At 66.8% G+C, this 371-nt stretch carries 1 protein-coding gene; it reads left to right on the top strand.

Annotated elements, in window-relative coordinates:
* On the top strand, positions 1-345 hold a 345-nt coding region (locus CBX98_RS26505; protein ID WP_206781401.1), incomplete at its 5' end, for a hypothetical protein.
* Positions 346-371: the final 26 nt, after the last annotated feature.

The raw sequence follows: 371 nt of genomic DNA, 5'->3' as shown, positions 1-371 counted from the left end.
GAATGGCCAACCTATCTCTGGCACTATCCGTCCGGCTTGGCCGGAGGCCTGGGTGGCGATGGCGCCAGGGTCTTGCCGCTCCAGGCCTTGCCGGGAACGGGGTTGGTTGGTCTTCCCGCAACCACGCAGGCGCCGGCCGGCGCGAGGGGCCCCGCATGGATCCGCCTGCGCCTGGATCGCTTCCGACATCGATTGGGCACCGCGCAGTCGCCCGGCATCAGGATCCTCGAGGATCGTCGCGGAGCCGAGCGCACCTACACGATCCAGCCGTCCGTAGGTTTCCCGATCGGTTTCCTTGGCCTTGAACCGGGCGATTTCACCGCCAGCGGCTGGGTTTCACCGTAATGGATATGGCATCCCAGGAGGCACCG

Source organism: Vibrio sp. T9 (assembly GCF_003123985.1).
Classification (GTDB): Bacteria; Pseudomonadota; Gammaproteobacteria; order Enterobacterales; family Vibrionaceae; genus Vibrio; species Vibrio diabolicus.
This window is presented reverse-complemented; position numbering and strand designations above follow the sequence as displayed.